We start from the raw sequence: 4,348 nt of genomic DNA on the forward strand, positions 1-4,348 counted from the left end.
CAGGTGGTTACGTCGGGTTCGCGAGGTGCGGTTAGGCGGCGATGGGGCCGGTCCACGAAGGGGTTCTTCACGGACTGCGGAAGGCGGTGAGGTCTCAGCGGAAGGCTGGGTAGAAGGCCAGGTCAGCGTGCGGGCCTAGGCGGGCGGCTAGGGCGGCGGCGACTCGGGTGGAGTGTTCGGCGACTTCGGTCAGGCGCGAGTAGCCGGCGTGCCTTGCCAGTTCGCGCCACCACGTGACCAGGGCGGCCTCGCGGCTGACTGGGGTGGCGTGCCTGGTCAGGTCCAGGTGCGGCAGCAGGTCTCGGGTGATTTGCCAGACTTGCAGCATTTCGCTGATGGTGAGTTGCTTCGCCAGTTCGACGTCGTCGGCGAAGGAGGGCCATACGTCGACGATTTCGGCTCGCCAGGCGGCGATCATCGCCTCGCTCATGCCCGCGGGCAGCGCCATCGCGCGCGGGTCCGACACGAACGGCAGCCGGAGGCAGGAGGCGTCGACCAGTGCCGTCCGGACCCGGCCGCGTTCGAAGTCCAGGAAGCGGACTCCGGAGCCGGTGACCAGGTTGTTTTCCGGGGACAGCTCGACCGGGCTGAACGCGCGGAAGGCGGCCGACCGGGCTTGGGCGATGGCTTCGGCGACGCGTTCGCGCACTGCTTCGGGGACCGGCACGTCGAGCAGCTCGGAGAGGAGTTCTTCGACGTCGTCGGCCAGACCCGCCAAACCGTCGTTGTCGGTTCGGACCGGGCCGCCCAGGCGGCGCAGCAGGGCGTTGAAGTCGGCTTCGCGGCTGGCGGTGCTGGCGTGCAGCCGGCCCAGCGAGCGAGCCCAGGACAGGAGTGCTCGTTCGGCTGCCCGGGAGTCGCGGGCGGTCAGCTTGTCTTGCAGGGTGGGTGCGCGGCCCAGGTCTTCGATCACCAGCACGCGGTGGCCGCCGTCGTGGGCGAGGAGCTCCGGGCACATCCGCTCGTCCGGAGCCAGTGCGGTGAAGAGCTGGTAGCTCACCGCTTCCTGGGCGAACGGATCGGGCCGGCCGGCTTCCGGCGGGTCCGGATAGTGCTTGACCACCAGCGTGCGCGGCAGCGCGAACGAGGACGACACGACGCGTGCCCGGACGACCGTCGCCGGGCCGCTTCCGGAGAGGTGCTCGGGCGAGACCAGCGTGATCGCGCTCCCGAACCGGCGCGTGAGCACCGCCTCGCCCGCCGCGACGGCCGCGGCGACGGCGAGTTCCCCGGCTTCCGCCCGGACTCCAGCGTCGCCGGCGGAGGAGGTGTCGACTGTCATTGTCACCGACCCTACTCGTGACTGAGCAACCATGACCACAACGTTCCGGGCGCCGGGACGCGCCCGGAATCACCCACGGGAAAGCGGACGCAACAACGCCGCGGAACGTTGCTTGCGTCGGCGAAGGATCAGCACAATGGCCGCAGCAAGAACGATTCCGAAGAGGTTGACCAGCAGCTGCAGCACCGAAAAACCGGCCCGGTCCCAGCGCCCGGCGACCGCCGCGACCATCGCGTAACCGGCCGCGGGCACCGTCGTCACCGAAATGAACACGCCGACGAGCGCGGCCGATTTCGCCGACGTCATCGCGAGCATTCCGGCTGCCCCGGCGAGCAATGCCACCACGAACGACGCGGGTCCGACCTGATACACGAAATCGACCTGATGATTGTTGACGATCGCGTGCGGGTCGAAGAGGCCGGCCCAGCTGCCGAGCAGCACGCCGAGCAGCGTGATGGCCATGGCGACCGGGAACCCGCCGACCAGCGCGACCGCGGCCCGGCGCACCAGGTCCCAGCGGCGCAGCACGACGCCGACCGCGATCGCGGCGAGCAGGCCGAACTCGGGGCCCACCACCATCGCGCCGACGATCGTGACCGACGAGTCGGTGAGCACGCCGACCGCGGCGAGCAGGCACGCGAAGGCGAGGAACGCCTGGAAGGTGGCGTTCCACCGCGATTCTTCGCCGGTGCGGCCGAGCAGCTCCTGCCACACGACCGCGTCCGCGCCTTCGCCGGGAGCGGCTTCCTCGGCCGCGTCGGCGGCATCGGACAGCGCTGTGTCCAGCGATTCCATGGTGATGCCGCCGCTGCGGTCGAGACCGAGCTCGCACAAGGCGTCGACGATGTCGTCGGCCGCTTCCCGCGCGACGTCCGCCTCGATGAGGTCGCCCTCCGGCGAGACGGACGCCCCGCGGTGCACGATCAGGTGGGCCGCGCCCGGGTGGGTGCGCAGCAGCTCCAGCGTCTCGACAGTGTGCTCCGGCGGGCAGATTGCCCTGAGGTGCAGCACTAGCCCACCCCGCCCCGCCAGCCGCCCTCAACGGACATGCTGCGCGTGGCCACTACTTTTCCTGTGCAGCAGCCGGTTTGTTCTGCGGGACAGCCGGTTTCGCGTCGATCCCGGCTTCCTTGCGCTGCTGCGCGGTGATCGGCGCGGGCGCCGCGGTGAGCGGGTCGTAGCCACCGCCGGTCTTCGGGAACGCGATCACGTCGCGCAGCGAATCGGCCTTGGCCAGCAGCATCACGATGCGGTCCCAGCCGAACGCGATGCCGCCGTGCGGGGGCGCGCCGAACTGGAACGCTTCGAGCAGGAAGCCGAACTTCTCCTGCGCTTCCTCCTCGCCGAGGCCCATCAGCGCGAACACGCGCTTCTGGACGTCCTCGCGGTGGATACGGATCGAGCCGCCGCCGATCTCGTTGCCGTTGCAGACGAGGTCGTAGGCGTAGGCGAGCGCGTTGCCCGGGTCCTGCTCGAACTTGTCGATCCACTCCGGGGTCGGCGAGGTGAACGCGTGGTGCACGGCGGTCCACTTGCCGGAGCCGACCGCGACGTCGTCGCCAATGTCCTCGACCGGCGCGAACAGCGGCGCGTCCACGACCCACACGAACGACCAGGCGTCCTCGTCGATCAGGCCCAGCCGGCGGCCGATCTCGTCGCGCGCGGCGCCGAGCAGCGGCTGAGCGGCGGAAACCTTGCCCGCGGCGAAGAAAATGCAGTCGCCCGGCTTCGCACCTGCGGCTTCCGCGACGTTCGCGCGCTCGGTCTCGGACAGGTTCTTGGCGACCGGGCCGCCGAGCGTGCCGTCCTCGTTGACCAGGACGTACGCCAGGCCCTTGGCACCGCGCTGCTTCGCCCACTCCTGCCAGGCGTCGAGCTGACGGCGCGGCTGCGAAGCGCCGCCCGCCATGACGACCGCGCCGACGTACGGGGCCTGGAACACGCGGAACGGCGTGTCGGAGAAGAAGTCGGTGAGTTCGGTGATCTCGAGGTCGAAGCGCAGGTCCGGCTTGTCGGAGCCGTACTTCGCCATCGCCTCGCGGTAGGTGATCCGCGGGATCGGGGTTTCGATCTCGTGGCCGATCAGCTTCCAGAGCGCCTTCACGATGGCTTCGCCGACCGCGATGACGTCGTCCTGCTCGACGAAGCTCATCTCGATGTCGAGCTGGGTGAACTCGGGCTGCCGGTCGGCGCGGAAGTCCTCGTCGCGGTAGCAGCGGGCGATCTGGAAATAGCGTTCCATGCCGCCGACCATGAGCAGCTGCTTGAACAGCTGCGGCGACTGCGGGAGCGCGTACCAGGAGCCGGGCTTGAGCCGCGCGGGCACGAGGAAGTCGCGGGCGCCTTCCGGGGTGGAGCGGGTCATCGTCGGGGTCTCGATCTCGACGAAGTCCTGCGCGTGCAGCACCTCGCGCGCCGTGCGGCTGACCTCGCTGCGCAGCCGGATCGCGGCCGCCGGACCGCTGCGGCGCAGGTCGAGGTAGCGGTACTTGAGCCGGACCTCCTCGCCGACGTCGACCCGGTCGTCGATCGGGAACGGCAGCGGAGCGGCCTCGGACAGCACTTCCAGCTCGGTGGCCAGCACCTCGATCTCGCCGGTGGCGATGTCCGGGTTCGCGTTGCCCTCGGGACGCCGCGACACCTCGCCGACGACCTTCACGCAGAACTCGGAGCGCAGCGCGTGCGCGCGCTCGGCCATCTCGCCCTCGCGGAACACGACCTGCGCGACGCCGCTGGCGTCCCGGAGGTCGATGAAGATGACTCCGCCGTGATCGCGCCGCCGCGCCACCCAGCCGGTGAGGGTGACGGTCTGACCGGCCTGTCCGGCACGCAGAGTGCCGGCTTGATGAGTGCGGAGCACTGCGACTGCTCTCCCTAGGTCCACGAGGTTCGGGCGCGGCGGGTGTGCGGGGTGAGCCGAACACGCATTTCGCCGGATACAGAGGCTAACGAACCCGGTGCTGAGGGGTGCGGGCAGGTTTGGGTCGGGGGCGCCGAGGTTCGGTTCGGAGAGGGCTCGGTGGTGGGTGGCGGCTCGGTGGTGGGTGGTGGCTGGCTCGAGGCGCC

At 70.3% G+C, this 4,348-nt stretch carries 3 protein-coding genes; all 3 read right to left on the reverse strand.

Features of this window, described 5'->3' with window-relative positions; translation table 11 throughout:
* Positions 1 to 94: 94 nt before the first annotated feature.
* Positions 95 to 1,282 (reverse strand): phosphotransferase, encoded by a 1,188-nt coding sequence (locus H5411_RS45795; RefSeq protein WP_101434616.1) that lies wholly within the window; start codon positions 1,280 to 1,282, stop codon positions 95 to 97.
* Between the two features lie 69 nt (positions 1,283 to 1,351).
* Positions 1,352 to 2,293 carry a DUF389 domain-containing protein gene (locus H5411_RS45800; RefSeq protein WP_183127939.1) on the reverse strand — a complete coding sequence of 314 codons (942 nt, stop codon included), beginning with the start codon at positions 2,291 to 2,293 and terminating at the stop codon, positions 1,352 to 1,354.
* A 52-nt stretch (positions 2,294 to 2,345) separates the two neighbouring features.
* Positions 2,346 to 4,142: an aspartate--tRNA ligase gene (aspS, locus tag H5411_RS45805; protein ID WP_101434618.1), complete on the reverse strand. Its 1,797-nt coding sequence runs from the start codon at positions 4,140 to 4,142 to the stop codon at positions 2,346 to 2,348.
* Between the last annotated feature and the right edge of the window lie 206 nt (positions 4,143 to 4,348).

The sequence above is a fragment of the Amycolatopsis echigonensis genome (genome assembly GCF_014174495.1).
GTDB classification, from domain to species: domain Bacteria; phylum Actinomycetota; class Actinomycetes; order Mycobacteriales; family Pseudonocardiaceae; genus Amycolatopsis; species Amycolatopsis echigonensis.